The organism is Streptomyces sp. NBC_01717 (assembly GCF_036248255.1).
Classification (GTDB): Bacteria; Actinomycetota; Actinomycetes; order Streptomycetales; family Streptomycetaceae; genus Streptomyces.
In genome coordinates, this window is sequence record NZ_CP109179.1 from 299,311 (window position 1) to 322,633 (window position 23,323).

Consider the following 23,323-nt stretch of genomic DNA (forward strand, 5'->3'; position numbering starts at 1 on the left):
GTCGGACGAGATGTCAGACCTCCTCGGTGCCACCGCTCTCCTCGTCGTCTGTCTGCTCTTCCTTCGCCGCCGCAGGGGCCGCCCCCGGCTGGGGTTCGGCCACAGCCACCCGCGCGGGGCGGATGGTGCGCTCGCCGATGCGATACCCCGGCTGGAGGATCGCCACGCAGGTCGTCTCGGTGACGTCCGGCGCGTACGAGTGCATCAGCGCCTCGTGGATCGTCGGGTCGAAGGGCTCGCCCTCCTTGCCGAACTGCTGCAGGCCCAGCTTGGCGACGACCGTCTCGAGCGATTCGGCCACCGACTTGAACCCGCCCACGAGCTCGCCGTGTTCCCTGGCGCGACCGACGTCATCGAGCACGGGCAGGAGCTCGGACAGGAGACCCGCGACAGCGATCTCCTTGACCGTGACCCGGTCCCGCTCGACGCGGCGGCGGTAGTTCTGGTACTCGGCCTGGAGCCGCTGGAGGTCGCCCGTGCGCTCGGCGAGCGCGGTGCGGACCTGGTCCAGCTGGGCGGTGAGGCCGACTGTCTGTACTGAGTCCCCGGCCGGGGACGCCCCCTCCTCCGAAGAGGGGGCGGCGTCCTTCGGCTCAGCTCCGTCAGGGGTGGCGCCGGAGGGGACGTCAGGCTTCTCCTCGAAGCCCGGAGTCTCCTCGGTCACACCGCACCGCCCTTGGCGTCCCGCTCGTCGTCCACGATCTCGGCGTCGACGACGTCGTCCGCGCCGTCGGCGTGCGCCTGGCCGGGCTGCGGCTCGGCCTGCGGGCCGCCCTCGGCCTGTGCGTTGGCGTACATCGCCTGGCCCAGCTTCTGCGAGACGGCCGCGACCTTCTCGGTGGCGGTACGGATCTCGGCGGTGTCCTCGCCCTTGAGCTTCTCCTTCAGCTCGGTGAGCGCGTCCTCCACCTCCGTCTTCACGTCACCGGGGACCTTGTCCTCGTTGTCCTTGAGGAACTTCTCCGTCTGGTAGACGAGCTGCTCGCCCTGGTTGCGGGACTCGGCGGCCTCGCGACGGCGGTGGTCCTCCTCCGCGTACTGCTCGGCCTCCTCACGCATCCGGTTGACCTCGTCCTTCGGCAGCGAGGAGCCACCGGTGACGGTCATCTTCTGCTCCTTGCCGGTGCCGAGGTCCTTGGCAGCGACGTGCATGATGCCGTTGGCGTCGATGTCGAACGCGACCTCGATCTGCGGGACACCACGCGGGGCCGGCGGCAGACCGGTCAGCTCGAACATGCCGAGCTTCTTGTTGTACGCCGCGATCTCGCGCTCGCCCTGGTAGACCTGGATCTGCACCGACGGCTGGTTGTCCTCGGCCGTCGTGAAGATCTCGGACCGCTTGGTCGGGATCGTGGTGTTGCGCTCGATGAGCTTCGTCATGATGCCGCCCTTGGTCTCGATACCGAGGGACAGCGGCGTGACGTCGAGGAGCAGAACGTCCTTGACCTCACCCTTGAGGACACCGGCCTGGAGCGAGGCACCGATGGCGACGACCTCGTCCGGGTTCACACCCTTGTTGGCCTCCTGGCCACCGGTCAGCTCCTTGACGAGCTCGGCGACGGCCGGCATACGGGTCGAGCCACCGACGAGAACGACGTGGTCGATCTCGGAGAGCTGGATGCCCGCGTCCTTGATGACGTTGTGGAACGGGTTCTTGCAGCGCTCCAGGAGGTCCGCGGTGAGCTGCTGGAACTGGGCGCGCGTGAGCTTCTCGTCCAGGTGCAGCGGGCCCTCGGCGGATGCCGTGATGTAGGGCAGGTTGATCGTGGTCTCCGTCGAGGAGGACAGCTCGATCTTCGCCTTCTCCGCGGCCTCGCGGAGACGCTGGAGAGCCATCTTGTCCTTGGACAGGTCCACACCGTGACCGTTGGCGAACTGCTTCACCAGGTAGTCGACGACGCGCTGGTCCCAGTCGTCACCACCGAGGTGGTTGTCACCGTTGGTGGCCTTCACCTCGACGACGCCGTCGCCGATCTCCAGGAGCGACACGTCGAAGGTGCCGCCACCGAGGTCGAAGACGAGGATCGTCTGGTCGTCCTTGTCGAGCCCGTACGCCAGCGCGGCGGCGGTCGGCTCGTTGACGATACGCAGGACGTTCAGGCCCGCGATCTCGCCGGCCTCCTTCGTCGCCTGACGCTCGGAGTCGTTGAAGTACGCCGGGACGGTGATCACCGCGTCGGTGACCTTCTCGCCCAGGTACGCCTCAGCGTCGCGCTTCAGCTTCTGCAGGATGAAGGCGCTCATCTGCTGCGGGTTGAAGCTCTTGCCGTCGAGGTCGATCTTCCAGTCGGTGCCCATGTGGCGCTTGACCGACCGGATGGTCCTGTCGACGTTGGTCACCGCCTGACGCTTGGCGACCTCGCCGACCAGCACCTCGCCGTTCTTCGCGAAGGCGACGACGGACGGCGTGGTCCTGGCGCCTTCGGCGTTGGTGATGACGGTGGGCTCGCCGCCTTCGAGAACGCTGACGACGGAGTTAGTCGTGCCCAGGTCGATGCCGACCGCACGTGCCATTTCAATTCCTCCAACTGATGTCGCATGCGGAAAGCACGTGCGTCGGGTAGCTGCAGCCCACCCGATACTGACACTCTCCTCCAGGTCCACGCGAGAGGACTCACTTCGGTTCAGCCAACCTGCATCAAGGAGGGAGCTTGCAACACAATCACGAGTGGGCCTTCTTGAGCAGCTCGAGCAGATGAAGATGCTGGCCAACGAGACGGGAGGGCGTTGTGAAGTTCGAGTCTTCGTTCCCAGGGGGTTGACTTCTCTCCGCCCTGATGGAGGTGGCCTCTCGCTATTGCTTGGTTGGCGTTGCGACGCTCCAGCCGTGATCGAGCCGCTGATGCCGCACCCAGCTGTACAAGGCCGCGCACCTCCCGTTGGTGGGGGTGTGCGCTTGCGGCGACCCTGCGCCCGTACCTGGGTTGGGCACGAACCCGCCGTCCGAGTCGGCGAGGAAATGCGCGATGCCCAGGTCGATGCCGACCACCGACCCGGTCGCCGCGAGCGGTCCTGTTCGGCGGTCAGCACGTAGCCTAGGGATGCCGCTCCGCCGACGTCTCAGAATATAGAGAGCCCGGTGGCAGTGGTGAACGCCTCGATCGCCGCCACTGCGCCTACGGAGTTACCAGCCCGGTCCAGGGCAGGACTCCAGGCGCACAGCGCCGCCCGGCCCGGCAGTATCGCGAGCACTCCACCCCCGACGCCGCTCTTGGCAGGCAGACCGACCCGGTAGGCGAACTCCCCAGCGGCGTCGTAGGTGCCGCAGGTCAGCAGGACGGCGTTGACACGCTTGGCCTCGGTGCTGCTGAGCATCCGCGTTCCGTCGGCCCGCACCCCGTGACTCGCGAGGAAGCGGCCTGCGAGGGCCAGGTCGCCACAGCTGGCGCTGATGGAGCAGTGAGCGAAGTACTCCTCGAGCACGACGGCGACAGTGTTGTCCAGATTGCCGTGGCTGGCGATGAAGTGGGCCAGGGCTGCGTTCCGGTGGCCGTGGGCCGCCTCGGACGCGGCGACCGCCGGATCGATGCTGATCCCGGGGTTTCCGGACTCGGCTCGGAGGAAACCGAGGACACTCCGGGAGGCGTCCCCGGTTAGCGTCTGCAGCCGGTCGGTGACGACGACGGCGCCTGCGTTGATGAACGGATTGCGCGGGATGCCGCGCTCGGCCTCCAGTTGCACGAGTGAGTTGAATGGCGTCCCGGAGGGTTCTCGCCCGACACGGGTCCATAGCGCGTTCCCTCCCTCGGCCAGGACCAGTGCCAGGGAGAACAGCTTTGAGATGCTCTGGATGGAAAAGGGTTCCTTCCAGTTCCCCACGCCGTGGAGCTCACCGTCGACTGTGGCCAGCGCCATCCCGAAGGCGTCCGGGACCGCCCCTGCCAATGCTGGGATGTAATCGGCGACATGCCCCTTTCCCGCCTCACGGTGAGCCGCGACCATCGCCGTGCGCAGGAATTCCGGGTAGTTCATGCCGTCCTTCAGGGCTGCGTTGATGATTTCTGCGCAGAATAGCGGCCGCTCACACCCGCCCCGCGCACGCGTGCGCATCGACCGCAAGGGCATCGAGTCCAGCGAACGATTAGGACCTCGTCGATGGGTCATCGAGCGGACCATGTTCTGGCTGACCGGCTAACGAAGACTCAACCACCACTACGAACGCTATCCGCCGTGCGTCCGCGGGCGCAACGAGTGACGGCGTTTGCGGTCATCAGTTGATGCGTCAGCCTGCCACGGAGTCCGGCCGGAGCGGCGTCAGGTGCGCGCCGGCCCTGATGGTTCCGCGCTGACCTGTCCGCACACGGAGGCGGCCGTCTCGGAGGCGAAGTTCAGCATGGCCTCAGCCTCGCGAGCAGTGAGTGCCGCCGCCGACCGGCCAAGCCGGATGCCCGTGGTGCCAAGCCACGACAGCATCCCTGCCGTGAAGGCGTCCCCAGCCCCGATGGTGTTGAGAACATCCATCGGAGCGGCACCGACGGAGAACGGCTCGGCGTCTGCGGTGAAAGCCGTACTGCCGTGGGCCCCGCGAGTCATGACGATCAGGCGCCCGGCCCGGGCAAGTGTCCGGGCGATGGCCTCCGGGTCCCTTCCGGGCCAAAGGCGGACCAGGTCCTCGTCACTGGCCTTGACGACGTGGGCCAGGGATACCAGTCCCCGCAGGAGTCCTCGGCACACCACCGGTTCCAGCATGCCGAACTCACGCACGTTCGGGTCCACCACGAGCAGCGAAGTCCGGGCCGCTGCACGAGCCGTAGCCGCGACGACACGCGCTGCTGGGTCGACGACGGCGGCGAGGCCACCCACGTATACCGCTTCGAAACGGCTTAGCGTCGGCCTGAGGTCTGGCAGCTGGAAGCTGGCGGTTTCCTTGAAGTGGCAGTTGTAGCTGGCACCGGCCCCATCCGAGTCGCTGACGGCCAGCGCCGTGGGAAGGCCCGAACGGACGCAGAGGGAGAGGTCGACACCAGCCGAGTCGAGTCGTTCCTCGAGCATCCGGGCGAAGGCGTCTTCACCAAGCCCTCCCGCGAGCGTCGGCGACATCCCCAGGCGACCCAATCCGACGGCCACGTTGGCCGGCCCGCCGCCGGGCTGCACGTGCAACAGGGTGGGCTCGCCGACCGCCTGTTCTAGCACCGGCACGAGGTCGACGAGAGCCTCGCCTAGCACGAGGATGTCTCCGCGACTCATGGCTGCACCACGATCGTGCGGCCGCAATCGGCCCGGAACCGGTCGAGCGTTTGCTCGCTATCCCCCAAAGACACGCGGTCGCTGATGAAGGTGCCCGGCCGGGCAGGGAGCACGGGCAGATGCCCGTCATGCTGGTGCGCCGCGGGTGCCGCCCCTACCCCCAGGCTCTCGCCGACCCTCCGTTCTCTGCGCTGACGTCGCATGGACATGGAATCTCCTGATCATTCGTAGTGACCGATGGTTTCGGGTCTGTCGAAGGAGTTCGTGAACGCCGTTACGGTGTGGCTTCGATGGCAGGCGGTTCGACGCCTAGGAATTCGCGGCTCGACGACCGAGGCGCTCCGCCTGGGCCCGCTCTCCTGCATCGGACACGGCCGCTGCTAGCGAGTCCAGTTCGGTTAGCGCGCTCTGTCGGCACGGGCGTCTGCGCGCTCCAGGATCTGCCGCATCAACCGCAGCGCGTAGAACAGACGTGACTTGACCGTGCCCGAAGGTATGCCGAGTTGGTTGGCTGCCTCCTCGACGGAGCGCTCCGACAAGTAGATCAAGCGGACGACGTCGCGGTGCTCTGGGCTGAGCCTCGGCAGAATTTCCTCCACGGTCATGGAGGCCAGGATGTCGGCGTACTTGTCGTGGGTGAGGGGCGTGCCGTGTTCCAGATATGGCTGGTAGGCAACCTCCTGTGGTCTGGTCTGGCGGCGTCGATGGGAGTCGATGAGCAGGTTTTTGGCGACGGTCGTCAGCCAGGCCTGGGTAAATTCAGGGCCGCCGTCAAACTTCTCGGCGTAGCGCCAGGCGCGCAGCATCGTCTCTTGGACGACGTCTTCCGCCAGTTCCCAGTCGCCGCCGGCCCGTGAGCGCACCAGACATCTGAGGTAATGGGAGTGGTCTTTGTAGACCTGCTCGAGCAGCGCGGTGCGCCTTGCCGGTGTCAGGGGCGAATTCGGTGCTCCGGGCGGCTCTTGCGCCGGCGGGCCTGCCGAGCCCGGGCGCGACTTCCGCCGCGGAAGCGTGGAGGAGGCGTAGCCACGCTGCTTGGGGATGAACGCCCGGGGGAGGCTCTTCGCCGAAGCGGGAGTGCAGGCAGGCAGTGCAAGGCGGGCGACGGCGCGAATGCCAGGGCGTTGTGCTGCGGTTGGAGCGAACAAAGGATTCTCGCTTCCGGGATGTGGCGTAGGGAACACACCTAGCCCGCAGCGACGAGACGGTGCTCTCTGGCAGGCGCGATGCAATTGGTATTCGTGGTGCGTGGGGTGAACACGGTGAGTGCAAACGGCACAGGGCCGGTGTTGTCGAACGCAGTGCCGGAGGAGCAGTTGATGAGGTTGGACTGTCCCTTGACCGGTTCCCACCACCAGCCGAAGGCGGTGAAGCCCCCGGTGGTGGATGCCAGGACCACCGGTTATCGACAGGGTGGGGATGCCGTCCGTTGTCCACACCATGTGCGGGTTATGGGTGCCGCGGGTTGCCCCTTCGCACCCTCGCACGCCCTGAGTCGACGATCAGGCTTCCTGCAGGGCGGTCCGTCGTATCAGCCAGCTCGACCAGAAGCTCGACCTCAACTGGAGCGTTGAGCGGGAGGACCGCGACGCCGACCGCGCTGCGGGCGTGGACGCCCCGGTCTGCCAGGACTTCGCCGAGCAGTTCGCTGGCGCCGTTGATGACGCCGGGCTGGCCGGTGAAGTCCGGCGCGGAGGCGACGTATCCGACGACCTTGACGACGCGGGCGATGCGATCGAGGTCACCAGCGATCTGCTTCACGGCGGCCAGCGCGTTTAGGGCGCAGGTACGGGCAAGTTCCTTGGCTTGCTCCGGGGTGACGTCGGCGCCGACCTTGCCGGTGAGTGGCAGTGAGCCGTCGACGAGGGGGAGCTGGCCTGAGGTGTGGATGAAGGAGCCAGCCTGGACGGCGGGGACGTATGCGGCGAGCGGGGGCGCGACCTGGGGCAGGGACAGGCCCAGGGCTTGGAGGTTCTTCTCCGCGGTGCTCATCCGCGTGCCTTTCGGGTGAGGGTGAGGTAGCCGGCGCTGAGCAGTGCGAACCAGCTGGCCCAGACGTAAAGCGCCATGCGGGTGTCGGCGTCCATCCCGATGAGGATCACGATGGAGAAGAGAGCGGCAATGGCGATCCAGTTGGTGACGGGAGCGCCGGGCATCCGGAAGTCGGTGGCGGGCAGGAGGCCGGCGCGGACCTTGCCGTGGTAGCGCAGGTGGGCGGCGAGGATCATGGTCCAGGTCCACAGGCCGGCACAGGTGCCGACGGCTGTGATGTACACGAACGCCTTGTCCGGGGAGACGATGTTGATGACGACACCGATGCCCATGACCAGTGTGGACAGTGTCAGGGCGGCGAGCGGGAGTCGGCGGCCGTTGAGCTTCTTCACGACGTCGGGGGCTTCGCCGTTGACAGCCAGGCCGCGGAGCATCCGGCCCGTGGAGTAGATGCCGGAGTTGCAGGAGGACAGGGCGGCGGTCAGGACGACGAAATTCATGATTCCGGCGGCGCCGGGTATGCCGACCTTGGCGAAGACCTGGACGAACGGGCTGACGCCGGGGGCGTATTCGGTCCAGGACTGGACGGATAGGACGACGACGAGTGCGCCGACATAGAAGATCGCGATGCGGACAGGGAGGGTGTTGATCGCCTTGCGGAGGGTCTGCTTGGGGTTTTCTGCCTCGCCGGCGGTGACGCCGACGAGTTCGACGCCGAGGTAGGCGAAGACGACGCCTTGCATGGCGAGCAGGGACTGCCAAGCGCCGTTGGGTGCGAAGCCGCCGTCGGCCCACAGGTGGGTGACGGAGGCGGTGTCCCCGATGGAGGAGAACCCGAAGGTGAGGACGCCGGCGCCGATGACGAGCATCGCGATGATGGCGACCACCTTGATTGTGGAGAACCAGAACTCCAGCTCGCCAAAGACCTTGACGGAGACGAGGTTGGCGATGAAGAGGATGGCGAGGGCGGTCGCGGCCGTGGCCCACACAGGTACCGAGGGCCACCAGTAGGCGATGTAGTGGCCGGCTGCGGTCACTTCGGCCATGCAGGCAGAGACCCACACAGCCCAGTACGACCAGCCGGTGACGAAGCCCGCGAAGGGGCCGAAGAACTCGCGGGCGTAGTCGGCGAAGCTGCCGGAGGTGGGACGGTAGGTGAGCAGTTCGCCCAGGGCCCGCATGATCAGGAAGACGACGACTCCGGCGCCGGCGTAGCAGGCGATCAGGCTCGGTCCGATCCGGGCGATGCCGGCGCCGGATCCGTAGAAGAGGCCGACGCCGATGGCGCCGCCGATGGCCATCATCTGGACTTGGCGGGCGGTGAGGCCGCGCTGGTAGCCCTCGTCGGACGTGCTGTTGGTGGCGGCCAGGCCGTCGCCTTGCCGCTGGTCTACCGGGGTGGTCATGGTGATGCACCTTTCGTTCCGTACGGGGCCCGGGGTAGGTCCAGCCGAGGGCTCAGACACAGAAGTCGGCGATGGTGTCGGTGAGGATGTCGGTGAGGCGGTCCAGCGAGGCGAGGTCGACGTGCTCGGTGGCCGCGTGGGCGCCTGCGCCGTCGACGCCGAAGAGCAGGCAGGGAATGCCCGCGCGGTCCAGGAGGGCGCAGTCGGTCCAGAAGGGCTCGGCGCGCACCACGGGCGGGTGGCCGAGGGCCCGCTCGGCGTTGCGGATCAGGGTGCGGACGATGAGTGCCTCGGGGTCAGCCTCGAAGGGCTCACGGTGCAGGCCGCGGGTCAGCTGGTAGCGGAAGTCGGGGACCGTGGCGGCGAGGTAGTCGAGGACGACGGTCAGTTCGCGCTCAACACGGTCGGCGTTCTCGCCGGGGACAGTGCGGCGCTCCAGGGTGATGCGGCAGTGGGCGGGGTAGGTGGAGGGTTCCTCGCCGCCGTGGATGATGGAGGCGTGCACGGTGCCGGTGCCCAGGAGGGGGTGTGCCGGGCCCTGCGCGAGGCGCTGTCCCAGTTCCTCGAGCGCGACGAGGGCGTGACCGGCCTTGGCGATCGAGTCGATGCCGAGTTCCGGTCGTGAACCGTGGGCTGCGCGGCCCACGATCTCCACGTCGAACCAGGCGAAGCCCTTGTGGGCGAGGGTGACTTCGAGGTGGCTCGGCTCGGCGACGATCGCTGCGTCGGCGGTGAACGACTCCAGCACCTCCTCGGTGCCCGAGCTGCTGTGCTCCTCGTCGGCGACGCAGGCGAGTATGACATCGCCGCGCAGGGGAGCGTGGGCGGTGGCGCGGGCGGCGGCGACCATCATGGCCGCGATGCCACCCTTCATGTCGAAGGTGCCGCGGCCGAACATCTTGCCGTCGCGGATCTGCGGGTCGAGCGGGTCGCCGTCGTAGTCGGCGAGGCTGACCGTGTCGAGGTGGCCGTTGAGCATGAGGGAGCGGCCTCCGCCAATGCCACGGGCGATCGCAACGAGTGAGGGCCGGCCGGGGCGCTTTTCCAGGGTGTGGACCTCGAAGCCGCGGGCAGCCAGCCATTCGCTGCAGAAGTCGGCGATGACGCTCTCGCCGGCCCCGCCGGGTACGAGGTCCGGGTTGACGGAGTCGATGGCGATCAGCCGGGCCAGCAGGCGGCCGGTATCCAAGTCCAAGGGATCGGGCGACACTGGAGTCGAGGCAGTCTCGGGGAGCATGAGGGCCTTCCGAAGTCTGACGCCGCCCCGGGAGTCAGGGGCGGGGCACCCGGGCGTGACGGTGTTTGCGGAGCACTGTGCCCCAGCTGCCTCGGATCGGTCCAGCGAAGGTTTCCGAGTGATAGTCATCGGAAATTCCGAACAATGCAGCCCGGGTCCTCCCTGTATGCAGGCATGCTGATCCCGGGGAGCGCCTGTTGGCTCTCCCCGGGATCAGCTGTGGGCTCTGTCTCGGGCGTCTTGGTGTGTGCTGGTGCCGCTGGGGACCGCGTTCAGTCCTGGTTGGCTAGGCGCAGGAGGGTGGTGGCGAGGGCCTCCTCGGCCCGGACCGTCTGGACGTCGTACGGGGTGCGCAGGTCCACGGTCAACTCGGCGCGGGCCGACACGATGTTGGTCAGGTCTCGGTGGACGGTCAGATGGCCGAAGGTGACCCGCAGGTCGCCGTAGACCAGCGCGCCATGTCCGGGCCGCGCACGATGGTCAGCAGGCCGAGGACACCAAGTGCAGCGGCGAAGTGGGGCAGCACGTTGCCGCCCTGCTCATGGTCCAGCCGGTCTGATGCGGGGTGATGAAGGTGCGGTGGTTCAACACAGCGGTCTTTCGGGTGTTGCGTGTTCAGTGATCGGCGGTGGAGTGCGGGTTGGCGGCCTGGCCCTCGGTGCTCAGCAGCACGACCACCGAGGTCGCATCGAGCCCCAGTGCCGTACGGCGGTCTTCGGCGCCCACACCGGTGAGGACCACGCGGAGACCGGCAAGCGTGGCGGCTCCACACGGACCCGAGGAGATACCGAGGGCGGCGAGATCAGCGGCCGCGCCGGTGCTGTCGGGGTCGGAGACGGCGACAGCGGCATCCAGTCCGCTGTGCAGGTAGGGCCAGGCGATGCTCGAGGGAGTGCCGCAGTTCAGTCCGGCCATGACAGTATCGCCGGTGGTGACGCTGACGGGCTCACCGATGGTGAGACTTTCGAGGACGCAGGCCGCGGTCTTCGGTTCCACCGACAACAGCGCCGGAGCCCATCCGGACGGGCGGCTTCGGTAGTGGGTGACCACAGCCTGGGCCAGTGACCCCACACCCACCGGGATGGAGACCAGGTCAGGTCCTGCGACGACCCCTTCGGCTACCAGCTGCTCGTCGATCTCGACACAGAGGGTGGAGTAGCCCTCGACGATCCACCCCGGGATCTGCTCATAGCCCAGCCAGGCGGTGTCCTGGACCAGGACCGCGTCCGGCGCGGCAGCCGCCACGGCCGCCAGGCGCACGGCCTCGTCGTACGGTCCCGCAACCTCGGTAACCTTCGCCTGCTCGGCGACGATGGCCGCCACGGCCTGCGGATGCACGCCCTGCGGGACGAAAACGTGGGCGTGCTGCCCGAGCAGGCGTGCCGTGCGGGCCACCGCCCGGCCGTGGTTGCCGTCGGTGGCCGTCACCAGGGTGACCGGAGTCGTTTCCTTGCCACTCGCTGCGCGCTCGGCAAGGGTGCGGTGGACCGCCCAGGACGCACCCAGCGCCTTGAACGCGGGCAGCCCCAGACGGCTCGACTCGTCCTTGACGAATACACGACCTACGGCGAACTCCGCTGCAAGCGAAGGAAGTTCGGTCAACGGGGTGGGTGAGTAGTCGGGCAGCGCGGCATGGAACCCCCGCACCTCGGCAGGCGCGGGTTCACACCGCCAAGTACGGGCGCTAGGCCGCACAGACCAGGGCAGGGCACGGAGGGAGGACACGTTCTCAGACACACGATCAGGGTGTATCATCCGCCTCCGGTCGGTCTAGCGATACTTTTCGACCTGTACTCATCGGAGAAACCAACCACTTAGCTATCGCTCCGCGTCGGTGAGGAGGGCGGTCTGCCGATGTTCGACCTGCACCGACTGCGCCTGCTGCGCGAACTCAAGCACCGCGGCACCCTGGCGGCCGTAGCCGCAGCCCTGTGCTACGCCCCGTCCTCCGTCTCCCAGCAGCTCTCGCAGTTGGAGACCGAAGTGGGCGTTCGGCTGCTGGAACCGGTCGGGCGGCGGGTGCGGCTGACCGAGCAGGCCGAGATCCTCGTCGCCCACACCGAAGCGGTTCTCGAACGCCTGGAGCGTGCGGAGGCGGACATCGCCACCTCCCTGACAGACCTGACCGGCACCCTGCGCATCGCCTCGTTCCAGACGGCCGCCCTGGCCTTGGTTCCCACTGCGCTCGACCTCCTGCGTGATCGGCACCCGCGCCTGCGGGTCCACGTCACACACATGGAGCCGGAAAGGGCCCTGCTTGCCCTGCAGGCCCACGACTTCGACCTGGTCCTCACCGAGGAATACCCCGGCAACCCCAACCCGCGGCCCGCCGAACTCGAAGAGGAAGAGCTGCTCGACGACCCCCTCCACCTCGCACTGCCGAAGCCTTCGGACGACGCGCATGCTGGTAGCCCGATGGCGGCACTGCGCTCACTCGCGGACCATCCCTGGGCAATGGAACCGGAAGGCACACCCGCCCGGCAGTGGGCCATGACGCTGTGCCGCAACGCCGGCTTCGAACCTGACGTACGGTTCGAGACCACCGACCTCCTCCTCCATGTCCGCCTCGTCGAGCAGAAACACGCCGCCGCCTTCCTTCCCAACCTCGTCTGGTGCGGACAGCGCCCGACCCTCACTCTGCGGCAACTCCCCCGCGGACAGCGCACACGCTGCATTTTCACCGTCGTACGCCGTGGCCGCAGCCAGCACCCCGCCATCCTCGCCTGCCGGGACACCCTCCGCCGCGCGGTCACCCTCCGCTCCAGCCAGACATAGGACGTCGGCTCACCGTTGGAGGTCGTGTTCTCCCGGTGTTCCCCCGGAATTCAAGGCTGGTCCTGTGCTGTCGGCTCACGCCAAGAGACCGTGGTCGCGCCGGTGAGGCGGCAAGCCATCAGGTCGGTCATGATCAGGTGGATCACCACTTCGGAACGGACCGACAGGGACTTGCAGCCGCGGGCCAGTCGGCGGTGGAACATCAGCCAGCCGTAGGTGCACCGTTCCTAGCCAGTGCACATAAGTGAGTCCTGGACCCACTGTTGTGTACTGGGCGCATCCCGAACGGTGTTGGATGCACTGGGTTCCCGCGTTCGCTTCCCGCTCGGCGACGGCCCTCCAGGGGGCCGGTCCGTGGTGGGTGGGCGGGTTCCCTCACGCCCCTGGTCGCCTGACGCCGCCTAGATCGCGATCGGGCGACGCCCTACGCGATCACTCCGGTAGTGCGGGGGCGGTGCCGTCCGACGCCGGACCGGGTACCCGAGAGCGCGTCGCCCGATCGTGATCTAGGCGGCGTCGCTCCCGGGCTACTAGGGGAAGTGCTGTGCCGGACGCGGCTCCTGGTGCTTCCGGCACAGTGCTCCGTTGGCACCGCGACCTCGTGGCCCGCCGACGCGCCGTCCAGCCCAAACCGAAGTGCGGAGGCCAGCCCCGCACCGTGCACTCGATCCGAACGCTCCTGCTGCGCCTGGTCGCCAGCACGCCTTTTGCTCAGGGACCGGGACGGGAAGTTCCCGCAGTTGTTCGAGGACGCTGGTATCAGAGTGGTTCTCAGCGGTGCACTAATGCCGAGAATGAACTCGGTCATGGAGCAGTGGATGCAGAGTTGCAGACGAGATCGGCTGCACCGCACTTTGATCTGGCACAAGCGCCAACTCCTGTACAGTCTGCGCGAGTTCGAGTTCTTCGATGACGAGCAACAGGCCGCACCAGGGCCTCGCCAACGCCCGGCCCCTCCACCCGCTGCCCGCTCCGATCGAGGATCCGGAACGGATCGCCCATCTGGACATACGACGACGAGCCCGACTTGGTGGCACCCTCTACGAGTACCGACATGCTGCCTGACCAGCATGGATGAGGTATTCGGCAAGCGCAGGCACGGGCCGACAGGCTGTGTGCTGCAGAGGCTGCGACCTATCCCGTTGCGAACTCACGCGAACGAAACCGCCTGGGCAGCGTGGTGAAAGGCAACAGGGCGATCCACGCGCGGCCGCGTGCTGCGCGCCATGCGCATTACCGAAGGACGGCATAACTGCCCGTCAAGCTCACCCACCATGCGAGAAAGTGGAGGAACATACGATGCCCAAGGGACGACGGCCAGACAGCGGCGAACGTCTGACTGAGATCGGCTCAGGCGAACTCGCCCCGGTGATCGCCGCTCGCCAGACGTCCGTGCGTCAACCAGTTGTGATGTCCGTCGTGGCGGGCGACTCCGGTGAGGCCCTGGCAGCGGTCGCCGTACAGGCGAATACCGAAGAGGGGGCCCCCGCGCCCGCGGCTGGCACGCAAGAGCCCGAGGCTGCCGAGGGGAACACGGAAGCCGCGCAGAGCGACAAGAAGACGTCGCGGGAACAGACGCGGACGGAGTCCAGGGAGAGGGACTTGCCACGCCTTGCCCGTCTTGGCAAGGCAAGGAAGGAATCCGGCAGGGGCGCAGCGGCGCCGAGCGAGCCCGAGGCTGACGCCGACGCCCCGCCAGCAGAAACCGCGCGGAGCGCCGAGGGCGGAGCAGCCGGGAAGGGGGATGTCGGCCTTGACGCTCCGGACGGCACCGGGCCGTTGGAGGAGGGTGCTGACGGGCGGTCCTGGGGAGGCCGCCCCAAGAAGCCGATGCTGGCCGCCGCGGCTCTGGTCGGCGCAATATTGCTTGGCGTCCCGCTCCTGCTCGTGGGCGAGGACCACGACAATCCGCATGACTCAGCCGCGAACTTCCCCCAGGACGCCCGTATGACGGATTCCAGCACGACGGGCGGAGATCTCGGGAATTACGTTCCGCAACCACCGTCCACCAGCTCGCAACCGGACGGATCACCGGAGTCGAAGAAGCACCACTTCAAGAAGACCGCGTCCGACGGCAAACCGAAGACGGCGGCCACTTCCCCCGGCAGCGATAGCGGAAAAGTACGACAGAGTGCGCCACAGCCCCAGAGGTCTGGCACGGCAGAGCAGAAGAAGCCAAGCGCCTCCAACGCACCGGCCGCGGATCCTGTCACGCAAGGCCGCTGGGCCACGTACACCTTCAGCATGACGAACCGGCTCCTCGGCAGGTGCCTGGTCAAGAACTCTTCCTCCACAGACGTCGCACAGGGCTCCTGCGACTACGACAACGACAACGACAAGTGGCGGTTCAACGCCGTGGGCGACGGCACGTATCTGATCAAGAACGAAGCGGCTAATCAGTGCCTGGACACCAACGGCAAGGACATGTACTTCTCTGGCTGCGCCACAGGGGACATCGGACAGCGCTGGCACTTTTTGGCGGCGGAAGGGTGCAGCCTCGTGATCAAGAGCAAACAGTACGGCGACTATCTGACGGCGTGGAACGACAGAAGGGTCACCCTGGCGGACCCCAGCACGGTGGACAATCCGGGCAAGTACAAGTGGGAAGCCCCGTCGCTGCGCAGGTGCTGACGATCCGCGGCCGCGGGCGCATCGTCCGCGCGAAGCGCGTTCGACGGCCGTCACGGTCACAGCAGTAAGACTCCGCGGCACGGGCTTGCCGCCGTCGGTGGAATTCACCATCGATAAGACGTCGGTGGTGCGTTACGGTGCCGCGGCCGGGCTCCTTGACCGTTGCACCGGGTACCACCGCCGCGCCCCAGAGTTCTTTCCTCAACGTGTTCCGCGTGAAGACCTCGCTTTGAGCCGTTGACCACGTACGTCGTCTCGCTCTCGGTCAAACGGCGTGCCGGTACCCATTGGTCAGACCCCGCGCCTGATTGGGTGCGGGCGGAACCTTCGCACAGCACAGCACTGCCCGCGCTGTTGCCGCCGAGACGGTGATGCCCGACCGGGGCCGACGCGCCTTGTACGCGGTAGTGCCCCCACAGCGGGTTCTCACGAGCGGGGGCAGGATCAACTCCCGCGTATCCTCCCGTATCGGCGGTCTACCCGGCTTCTTGCTACAGCAGGGTCCACGTGCTCGCGTTCAGCCTCCCGGTCCAGGCGGAGCACCGTTGCCAGGGTGACGAAGACGCTGCTCCAGCATTCTCTGGGCAGCAGCCTCGACAACGCCGCAAGCAGCACCCGGTCCCCCGACCTCGTCATCGGCCTCCTTCCTGGGCCGCCAGTCAGCCGTGATAGACGGAGCGGCCGACCTCCACGACTCGGCAAAGGGCGGTGGCACTGAACCCGGGCTCGGCTGCTGCGTCTGAATCTAGGAGGCCGTCGCCGGAAAGTCCTCTCGTGCGCCACTGAGGAGGTTAGACATGGCTGGCTTAGACACGAACAGCTCACAGCCCTCGCTGCCGCCGAAGGTGATACTGCTTGCCGCCTCCGTCGCCCGACGGTTCAATCTCGACCACCAGTCCAGGGTGGTGATCTCCATGGAATTCGACATCAGCCGGTTCAAGGTCGCCCACCTGCTGGAGGCGGCCGTGGCTCTGGCCATCGTCGAAATCAGCATCACGGTCCCGGCCGAGATCGACACCGAGCTGTCCACGGCAACGCGTCGACGATTTGGGCTCAAGCACGCGATCGTGGTCAAGGCAACAGCCGGCGACCCCGGAGGCGCGGATCCGGTCACTCAATGGCTGGCCCCGACCGCGGCCCACCTCATCGCGACGGTGGTGGAGCCGGACGACGTGCTCGGGCTGGCATGGGACCACGCCGTGAATTCCGTGACCGCGGGATTCACCAATCTGCTGCTGTGCACCGTCGTCCAGTTGACCAGTGTCCACCCGCTGCACTCCATCACCGTCGACTCCGGTGAGGCAGTCCGCAGAGCCGCGGCCGCCTCCGGTGGCAAGGGTTACCCCATTTGCGCGCCACTGGTCCTGCCCAACAAGCTCACCGCCGACATCCTCCGCTGTCAGCCGGGCATCGCTGAATCCCTCAACCAGTTCGACCGGGTCACCAAAGCGGTCATGGCCATCGGCGCCTGGGGCAGTACCCTCTCCACCGTCTACGACAGCCTGACCGCGGACGAACGCGAGCTGTACCGCCGGCTCGGCGTCGTCGCCGAGATGGGGGCTTTGCTGTTCAGCAGGGATGGCAGGGAAATCTCCACCGAACTGAACGCCCGCGTCATCTCCGTCGGAAGCGAACAGTTCCGCCGCATCCCCGAGGTGATCGGCGTCGCGGGAGGGATTCAGAAGGCGGAGGCGATCGGCGCCGTCCTCAGGTCCGGCCTGCTGACGAGCCTCGTCACGGACAGTTCGGCGGCGCTCCACAGCCTGGGTGGCTCCCCCTGCAGCGAGCCGAACGGGGAACCGGACCTCGGTCCGCGATTGCGCACGGACAAGGCGGATGTCGTCCGGGACACCTCTCACATAGGGCTCGCGGAGCCTGCCTGCCCTGGATGAAGCGCTGGGCCGACGGCGGATGAACGAGCTACTCCCGGGCAGGACCGTGGCATTGCCGGGGGGGGAGCGCTGTACATCCGGGGGCCCGACCCCGTCGACCTCACCCTGGCGATGACCGCTGGCGACGGGCGGGTCGCGGGGGTCGACGGCCTCGTCGTCCCCGGGCACCGCCCGCTACGGGGCTCCGCCCCCACAGTGACACCGCCACGTCGACCCAAGACGCCTGCGTCCAGGAACCTCAGGAGCCATGGTGATCGTCACCTCCGCCGCCCTACGGACTTCCCTCAGCCAGCTACCGTCGCCCTGGATGAGCGTCACCAGCACGGACGGAATGCTGTTGGCCCGGTTCCGTCCACCACTTCCCAACCCAGACCCTTTGGCGCTCGCCCACATCCACCGTCACGGCGGTGGCTGGGCACTGACGGTGCTCGAACCCACGCCCGCCAGCGGGCGGTCGGGAGTGAACCGGAGCACCAATCGCGGCGGACCGCTCGACGGCGACCCGGCCCCGCGACGTTCATTCCCCGGGCAAGCGTCCTGTGGCGAGGATCTTCAGGAGACTCTCCCGGCACTACTCAACGCCGACCGAATCCGTTACTGCGCACCGCCATTGGCCCTGGACGGCCGGTTCGCGATTGCCGCACAGGAGCGCGCGGTCGCCATGGCCGCGCAGGGACGACCCGGCCGGGAGAGCCCCGTAGGAATCTCGATCTTCCAACGCGTCAAGGCGGCGGGCCACCGGGCCGTTACCGTCGCCCCGCACATGGTCCGGGGGCCTCGCACTGCCGCAGAATTCGCCTCTTCCTGCCAACAGGCCGCGCAGCGGTGGCGGCCGGCGCACCTGGACGAGGAACTCGTGCACATGGGCACAGGGCACGCAGTGGAGGACCTGCGCGGTGTCGTCTACTGGACCGTCGTGTGGGCCCGGCCGTTCACGACTCAGGCGATGGCCGAGCTGATGATCGACGTTCTCGTACTCACCAACGCCGAACGCGCGGCGGCTGGAGTAGCGCCGCTACTTGCGGACCTGCGGCTGACCGAGGCGGCCCAGGCCCACAGCACGGACATGGTCGTACGGGTCTTCTACTCCCACACCTGCCCCGAGGGGCGAGAGCCAAGGCACCGGGCCGCAGCGGCGGGCTGGCCCCACCCCGTCGTCGGCGAGAACATCGCGTGCGGCCAGCGCTCCCCGGTGGAAGTGGTACGCGGCTGGATGGACAGCCCCGCCCACCGGGCCAACATCCTCAACCCGACCTTCACGCACGTCGGTATCGGCTACGCAGTCGGCGGCCTGGCAGGGGGCTACTGGACACAGCTCTTCGGCACGAGTGCTTGAACACCGGAGTCCTTGAGGCGGCAGCTCAGCGGGGGCGAGGGGCGTAATGCGGTCGAGTAGTCGGAGTATGCACCGTTCCGGACGAGTGTGCGTGAGTGAGTCTTGGACCCACTGCTGCGTGCTGGGCGCGTCCCGAACGGTTTTAGATGTGCTGGGTTCCGCATTCGTTTCCCACTCGGCGACGGTCCTTCGTAGGCCGGCCCTTTGGAGGTGGTCGGATGACCTCACACGCCGGTGCCCGGTCCGGCCTTGGACGGTCCAATGCCCCGCACACTCACTCCTGTCGTGTGGGGGCGGTGAGGTCTTTCCCTATGCTCTCAACTCCGTTCGAGCAGGGGGTACTCCATCGTGGATCGGGTATCCAAGGGCGCGTCGTCTGATCGCGATAGCTGCGGCGTCATGGCGGGACGTGGTGCGGCGTGGGGTGACCAGCGGTGTCTGCTAATGCCGGTCACCTCACATGCTGGTGCAGGCGGGAGCCACCGCGACAAAAGCAACGGCGGGTTCGGCGGCCATGGGGATCAGCCGGGCCGTGAACTTGCCGATGGGCAGGATGGAGATGTGCTGCCGGAATCGCTTCTGGCTGCTGTGATTCTCGGGTTGTTCACGGTGGTGAAGTCGAACCTTCCGATGCCGATTGCAGCACAGTGTCGTTCACCCCTGAGAACCAACGCCGCGTCAGCCCGCCGGGGGCCTCCGCACTCGCCGGAGCCCATCAGCAGGTACCCCAGGGTCACCACTCCGGCGGCGACGAGCAGGGCGACGCCGACGTCTGGGTGCGCGTACGCGATGTATCCCGTGAACGCTCCGACGAGGAGAAGGACAAGGACGCGCAGATCGAGGGGACCGTTCACCGGGTCACCGCCGAGCTGACCGAGGGGGTCACGATGACGTCAGCTGCGGCGAGCTTCCGGGCACGCTGTCGGACCTTGCTCAGGCGCCGCTCGACCGACTTCCGCGTAGTTCCGAGCCGCTGCGCGATCTGCTCCTGAGTGGCGTCGGTGGTGAGCATGGCCTTGCACACCGCCCGCTCTTCCATCCAGGCCCCCGCCAAGATGATGTCCAGGGTCTCCTGCAGAACGGTCTGGTTCTCGGGGCCCGGCACGGGGCCATGGCCCCATACAGAGTTGTACTCCGGGATCGTGTCGGGCCCGAGGATCTCGCGCATCCGCTGCCGGTGGCCGCCGGCCCACTGGCGGTAGGCGTCCCAGTAGAATCACAGGGCGAGGTGCAGGAAGAAGGTGTTCAGACTCCGTCCGCCCTCAGGCTTCCACTCCTGCCGGCAGCTGGACATGAAGTAGGGGACCGCCCGGCCCAGGCAGTCGATGGCGATGTCCTGCCGGACGTCGTCCCGGCGCATCATCTCCTCGACTTCGGTGTAGGGCGCCGGGAAGTGGATCTGGCGCTCACGGCACCGTTCGATGATCGTGCCGTCCGGCATCCAGGCGCGCAGCACCTTCCACTCGTACATCCAGAGGCGGTCGTCCGCCGAAGAGCGGGCAGCTGACGGGGAACTGTTCGAGCAACTGGAGGCGGACGGGTTCGAGGGCCCGCGCTTCGACATGCTCAAAAGGGCTACTTCGAAGACGGCGACGGCTGGGAGGAGAACGCCCTGGTCAAGGTGTCCTGACTCGCCGGACAGGCAAGAGAACCCCTTCTTCTGTTCGGCGGACGTGCCGGACAGCCCTTCACAGGAAGTCGACCCGCTCGAGGAGCCGGACGGCCAACGGGTCGGCGTCGAACCTGCCGGGCCTCCGGGAGCCGGTGCCGTCCGGTCCGTGCACGATGCCGGCGTAGTCGATGCTGCCCCCGGCCGTCGGCTGGTCGTACTCACTCACCGCTGGTCTTCCCTCCGTCGCGAGGCAGCCAGCCTCCCGAATTGTACCGAACACGTCAAGCGCCCGCCCGACACCACAGACCGTCACACCCGTCACCCCCATCGTGGCCACGTGCGCCTAACCAGCTTGCATGCCCAGCAGTGTGAGCCCCCACCGGCACCCGGCTGTCAGCCGCACGGAGCCAACGTCATCCCATCGATTTCGTTGCATCAGCTCACGTAGATGCCTGTGTTCAGCGTCGCCCACTTCCCGTTCCGCACACCGTAAACCGTCAGCTGCTTGTCGGTGGCGTCTCCGAACTGGTCGAACGCTACGGGGCCGGTCATACCGGCAAATGTGACCTCCGACATGGCGGCCGAGACCGCCGCGCGGGCATGGGCGGGCAGCCTACTTCCGTTGTCGGCCACGACGCTCTTGACGGCTTCGACGATGGCCCAGGCACTGTCGTAGGCATAGCCGCCGTACGGGCCCGGTGGCGTCGCGTAGCCGGCGATCTTGTAACTGGTGACGAAAGCCCGGGCCGAGTTGACCATATCCACGGGGGCTCCCACGGAGACCGCGACGTCACCCTCGGCCTGGTCGCCGGCCAGGTCCATGTAGGTGGGCTCGTAGATGGCGTCGCCGCCCACGACGGGAATCGCCGCGCTGACCGCCTTCACTTGTCTGCTGATGCGTCCGCACTCGGGGTAGGCGCCTCCGCAGAAGACGAATTCGGCACCCGAGCCTGCGATCCGGGCGGCCAGGGCGGTGAAATCCTGGTCCCCCACGCTGATGCTGCTCTTTCCTGCCACCGTGCCGCCGAGCCGAGTGAACTCTGCCTTGAAGGTTGCAGCCAGGCCCAGGCCGTATGGCTCGTCGTCATCAATCACGAAGACTCGCTGCTTGCCGAGTTCCCTGTAGACGAATTGAGCGACGAAGGGGCCTTGGCTCGCGTCCGTGGTGACTGTTCTGAAGTAGGACTGGTACGGCCGCACGGTGCGACCGGAGAGCCAGTCGGGGCCCAGCGTCAGGGCCGGGTTGGTGTTGGCTGGCGACACCAGGGTGAGGTCGGCCTGGTCCATGGTCTGTTGCATGGTCAGGGCAACTCGGGAATTTAGTGGCCCGACAACGCCGATCACATCTGGCTGGCGGACAAAGAGCCTGGCATTAACCTTTCCTCGGTCCGCCATGGCGCGATCGTCCAGGGTTTTTACTTTGAAGTTGACGCTGGGCACCACTCGTTTCTCATTGGCCTGCTGGGCCGCGAGTTGCACCGAGTTCACGATGCCTTTGCCTGTATCCGCAAGCGGGCCTGTGAGCGGCGCGCTGACCCCGATCGTGACCGTGGGGAGACGGATGCCGCCGTCGTTCGTGCCGGCGTCGGTGCCGCAAGCGCCGAGGACGGCAAGCCCCACGGTCAGGGCGGCGCTACCGGCCAGCGCCTTTCGGTACTTCCTTCGGTGGAGCACGTCATTCCTTCCCGGCAGTCGATGGATCTGCCGCGGCGACTGCCGCGGGGAGCCCGAACGTGTGGATGCAGCGATGTCTAGAGAGCTTTCGTTGACCGGCCCTCAGGTCGTGACTCATCTGGGTGCTGCGGCTTGAGCGAAAACGAGTGCCTGGTCGAGTACGACGAGCAGCGCGTCCCGTACGGACACTTTCTCGCGTGCGTCGAACTCCACCACTGGCACTTCGTGATCGACCGCGAGAGCCCAGCGCAACTCTTCCTGCGAAATATGTTCCCGGGTAGGGAAGCGGTTCACTCCGATGGCGAAGGGCACTCCGGCCCTCTCGAAGTAGTCCACTGCGGGGAAACAGTCCTCTATACGGCGTGTGTCGACGATGACCAGGGCGCCCAGTGCTCCGCGGATCAGGTCGCCCCACATGAATCCGAAGCGGTCTTGGCCAGGTGTACCAAACAAATACAGCTTTATGCCCTCATCAATGGCCAGCGAGCCGAAGTCCATGGCCACGGTGGTGGTCCGCTTGTCAGGCGTAAGACTGTTGTCATCGATCCCGAATCCCACCGACGTCATGACGGCTTCTGTGGTGAGTGGGATGCTGTCGGAGATGCTGCCGACCGTGGTCGTCTTACCCACGCCGAATCCGCCCGCGACAATGATCTTCACGGGCATCGGCGGGCGTTTTCCCGATGCGCGGCGGCTTTGTTCAGGAGATTGCGCGGAGACCACGGATGACCCTCCGGAGGGTGTCGACGTCCCGGGAAGCATCGAACTCGGCTAGATGGGCGAGGACGCGGCCTTCCGCGTACAGGTCGGCGACCAGTACGCGGACCACATTTAGGTGCAGGCCGAGTCGGGCGGATATTTCGGCAACCGACAGCGGTTCACGGCACAGCTCAACGATGTCCCGGCGCTCGAAGGTTGTGTGTCTGTAGTCGGTAAGGCCAAGTTCGGTCGCCACCACCTGGGTCTCGATGGCAATGGCCTCGCTCGAGCCTTGGGTGCGTCCCTGAGTGATAAGGAAGGGGCGGGGCACCAAATCCAGCGGAGGAGGATCAGCGGATGGTGCGTCCACAGGCCCGGTATTTCCATAACCGCTCTCCCATGACGTTGGCGGTTCGGGTCCGTACGCGGTCATGCCTGGATGTGATTCTTGAGCTCACGGATGAGTTCCGGGGTAAGGGCGGCGCCCGCCCGGTTGGCGAAGAGAGTCATCTCGTAAGCGACCTGCCCGAGGTTCGCTTGCTTCGAGGCGATCACCCCCATCACCGATCCGCATCCGATGGCGGAGATGAGCAGGTAGCCGTCGTTCATGTCGACGATGACCTTGTTGAGTGAACCGAGCTGGTAGGATCCCGCGACCCCACCCGCGAGACTCGTCATGCCCGCAACGATGGCAGCGAGGCGGTCCACATCGGCCCGCTCTCCCTCGATGCACTGGGCGATCATGAGCCCGTCGGAGGATACGGCGATGGCGTCGCGCACCCCCGCGGTATTCCCAGCGAAACGGCTCAGCAGCCAATTGAAGTTCTCGGCATCCTGGCTCAGGCTGCTCGACGTTCCCAGGTGCATGTCCGAGCTATTCAT

Annotated in this window: 20 protein-coding genes and 3 pseudogenes; 6 read left to right on the top strand and 17 right to left on the bottom strand. The window is 67.0% G+C overall.

Features of this window, described 5'->3' with window-relative positions:
* Positions 1-13: 13 nt before the first annotated feature.
* From grpE to OHB49_RS43245, 3 genes are all read right to left on the bottom strand, one after another.
* Positions 14-664, bottom strand: a complete 651-nt coding sequence (gene grpE, locus OHB49_RS43235; protein WP_313938426.1) for a nucleotide exchange factor GrpE — start codon at positions 662-664, stop codon at positions 14-16.
* The gene (gene dnaK / locus OHB49_RS43240) at positions 661-2,514 is read right to left on the bottom strand and encodes a molecular chaperone DnaK (protein WP_313938425.1); all 1,854 of its coding nucleotides are present in this window, start codon (positions 2,512-2,514) and stop codon (positions 661-663) included. The genes grpE and dnaK overlap by 4 nt, the downstream gene beginning before the upstream one ends.
* Positions 2,515-3,060: 546 nt before the next feature.
* A complete protein-coding gene (locus OHB49_RS43245; RefSeq protein ID WP_329167061.1) occupies positions 3,061-3,972 on the bottom strand; it encodes a glutaminase in 912 nt (303 codons plus the stop codon).
* 73 nt (positions 3,973-4,045) lie between these two features.
* Between OHB49_RS43245 and OHB49_RS43250 the strand changes: the two are divergent.
* Positions 4,046-4,132 (top strand): annotated as a pseudogene (locus tag OHB49_RS43250) (IS5/IS1182 family transposase); the annotation flags it as partial.
* 122 nt (positions 4,133-4,254) lie between these two features.
* Here the strand turns inward: OHB49_RS43250 and OHB49_RS43255 are convergent.
* The 6 genes and pseudogenes from OHB49_RS43255 to OHB49_RS43280 all read right to left on the bottom strand — a co-directional run bounded on the left by OHB49_RS43255 (position 4,255) and on the right by OHB49_RS43280 (position 11,559).
* Positions 4,255-5,187, bottom strand: coding sequence for a PfkB family carbohydrate kinase (locus tag OHB49_RS43255; protein ID WP_329167458.1), 933 nt, complete (start codon positions 5,185-5,187; stop codon positions 4,255-4,257).
* 398 nt (positions 5,188-5,585) lie between these two features.
* Positions 5,586-6,335: a sigma-70 family RNA polymerase sigma factor gene (locus tag OHB49_RS43260; protein WP_329167064.1), complete on the bottom strand. Its 750-nt coding sequence runs from the start codon at positions 6,333-6,335 to the stop codon at positions 5,586-5,588.
* Positions 6,336-6,720: 385 nt separating this feature from the next.
* Positions 6,721-7,179, bottom strand: a pseudogene (locus OHB49_RS43265) (RidA family protein); the annotation flags it as partial.
* The gene (locus OHB49_RS43270) at positions 7,176-8,585 is read right to left on the bottom strand and encodes an amino acid permease (protein ID WP_329167067.1); all 1,410 of its coding nucleotides are present in this window, start codon (positions 8,583-8,585) and stop codon (positions 7,176-7,178) included. The gene OHB49_RS43270 and the pseudogene OHB49_RS43265, both read right to left, overlap by 4 nt.
* Before the next feature lie 52 nt (positions 8,586-8,637).
* Positions 8,638-9,822: a M20/M25/M40 family metallo-hydrolase gene (locus tag OHB49_RS43275; RefSeq protein ID WP_329167068.1), complete on the bottom strand. Its 1,185-nt coding sequence runs from the start codon at positions 9,820-9,822 to the stop codon at positions 8,638-8,640.
* 615 nt (positions 9,823-10,437) lie between these two features.
* Entirely contained in the window at positions 10,438-11,559 is a 1,122-nt protein-coding gene (locus tag OHB49_RS43280; protein ID WP_329167070.1) for a diaminopropionate ammonia-lyase, read from the bottom strand.
* 117 nt (positions 11,560-11,676) lie between these two features.
* Here OHB49_RS43280 and OHB49_RS43285 point away from each other — a divergent pair, with 117 nt between their 5' ends.
* Entirely contained in the window at positions 11,677-12,597 is a 921-nt protein-coding gene (locus tag OHB49_RS43285) for a LysR substrate-binding domain-containing protein (protein WP_329167071.1), read from the top strand.
* A 50-nt stretch (positions 12,598-12,647) separates the two neighbouring features.
* Here OHB49_RS43285 and OHB49_RS43290 read toward each other — a convergent pair.
* Positions 12,648-12,815, bottom strand: a pseudogene (locus tag OHB49_RS43290) (IS5 family transposase); the annotation flags it as partial.
* Between the two features lie 691 nt (positions 12,816-13,506).
* On the opposite strand from OHB49_RS43290, the gene OHB49_RS43295 reads away from it, so the two are divergent.
* The 4 genes from OHB49_RS43295 to OHB49_RS43310 all read left to right on the top strand — a co-directional run bounded on the left by OHB49_RS43295 (position 13,507) and on the right by OHB49_RS43310 (position 18,456).
* Positions 13,507-13,662 (top strand): hypothetical protein, encoded by a 156-nt coding sequence (locus OHB49_RS43295; protein WP_329167073.1) that lies wholly within the window; start codon positions 13,507-13,509, stop codon positions 13,660-13,662.
* A gap of 765 nt (positions 13,663-14,427) precedes the next feature.
* A complete protein-coding gene (locus OHB49_RS43300) occupies positions 14,428-15,228 on the top strand; it encodes an RICIN domain-containing protein (protein ID WP_329167074.1) in 801 nt (266 codons plus the stop codon).
* A 797-nt stretch (positions 15,229-16,025) separates the two neighbouring features.
* Positions 16,026-17,120 carry a sugar-binding transcriptional regulator gene (locus OHB49_RS43305; RefSeq protein ID WP_329167075.1) on the top strand — a complete coding sequence of 365 codons (1,095 nt, stop codon included), beginning with the start codon at positions 16,026-16,028 and terminating at the stop codon, positions 17,118-17,120.
* A gap of 307 nt (positions 17,121-17,427) precedes the next feature.
* Positions 17,428-18,456 carry a CAP domain-containing protein gene (locus OHB49_RS43310; protein ID WP_329167077.1) on the top strand — a complete coding sequence of 343 codons (1,029 nt, stop codon included), beginning with the start codon at positions 17,428-17,430 and terminating at the stop codon, positions 18,454-18,456.
* An 850-nt stretch (positions 18,457-19,306) separates the two neighbouring features.
* Here the strand turns inward: OHB49_RS43310 and OHB49_RS43315 are convergent.
* The 7 genes from OHB49_RS43315 to OHB49_RS43345 all read right to left on the bottom strand — a co-directional run bounded on the left by OHB49_RS43315 (position 19,307) and on the right by OHB49_RS43345 (position 23,323).
* On the bottom strand, positions 19,307-19,624 hold the full coding sequence (locus OHB49_RS43315) for a hypothetical protein (RefSeq protein ID WP_329167079.1): 318 nt from the start codon (positions 19,622-19,624) through the stop codon (positions 19,307-19,309).
* Positions 19,625-19,672: 48 nt separating this feature from the next.
* Entirely contained in the window at positions 19,673-19,927 is a 255-nt protein-coding gene (locus OHB49_RS43320; protein ID WP_329167081.1) for a hypothetical protein, read from the bottom strand.
* A 217-nt stretch (positions 19,928-20,144) separates the two neighbouring features.
* A complete protein-coding gene (locus OHB49_RS43325; RefSeq protein WP_329167083.1) occupies positions 20,145-20,294 on the bottom strand; it encodes a hypothetical protein in 150 nt (49 codons plus the stop codon).
* A 209-nt stretch (positions 20,295-20,503) separates the two neighbouring features.
* On the bottom strand, positions 20,504-21,742 hold the full coding sequence (locus tag OHB49_RS43330; protein ID WP_329167085.1) for a branched-chain amino acid ABC transporter substrate-binding protein: 1,239 nt from the start codon (positions 21,740-21,742) through the stop codon (positions 20,504-20,506).
* A 114-nt stretch (positions 21,743-21,856) separates the two neighbouring features.
* Positions 21,857-22,504, bottom strand: coding sequence for a GTP-binding protein (locus OHB49_RS43335; RefSeq protein WP_443079717.1), 648 nt, complete (start codon positions 22,502-22,504; stop codon positions 21,857-21,859).
* Complete coding sequence (locus tag OHB49_RS43340) at positions 22,443-22,811, bottom strand: DUF742 domain-containing protein (protein WP_329167087.1); 369 nt, start codon at positions 22,809-22,811, stop codon at positions 22,443-22,445. The genes OHB49_RS43335 and OHB49_RS43340 overlap by 62 nt, the downstream gene beginning before the upstream one ends.
* Before the next feature lie 59 nt (positions 22,812-22,870).
* Positions 22,871-23,323, bottom strand: a complete 453-nt coding sequence (locus OHB49_RS43345; RefSeq protein ID WP_329167089.1) for a roadblock/LC7 domain-containing protein — start codon at positions 23,321-23,323, stop codon at positions 22,871-22,873.